This window comes from Caldibacillus sp. 210928-DFI.2.18 (assembly GCF_020554505.1).
In the GTDB taxonomy this organism is placed as follows: Bacteria; Bacillota; Bacilli; order Bacillales; family Caldibacillaceae; genus Caldifermentibacillus; species Caldifermentibacillus hisashii.
Window position 1 is genome coordinate 1 of the sequence record NZ_JAJCHL010000254.1, and the last position, 298, is coordinate 298.

1 pseudogene is annotated in these 298 nt (G+C 35.9%); it reads right to left on the bottom strand.

The features are described 5' to 3' along the window. Positions 1-60: 60 nt before the first annotated feature. A pseudogene (locus tag LIZ98_RS17785) lies at positions 61-298 on the bottom strand (hypothetical protein); the annotation flags it as partial.

The window sequence follows — 298 nt, forward strand, 5'->3', positions numbered from 1 at the left end:
AGTCTGTTCTTCCTAAAACAAGTAGGATTTCAAAATTCTTGAAGTACCTCACCTTCCACACTAGCTTAACTTCATTTTGATGGCATGAATCTCTCTTTCATGGCGCACTGTTTTCTCCCAAATAAAATCTTGGTCATGTTTAAATGCTGTCAACTGATCTAATATTTCTTTATGACGTTCTTCTGCTTTCGTTTCTATTTCATCTATTTTATGATGCATCTCTTGTTGAACCCGTTTCATTTCTTTTTCCCGACTTTGACAGTCAAAAGAACAAAAACTCCCCGAAAACAGCGGTATA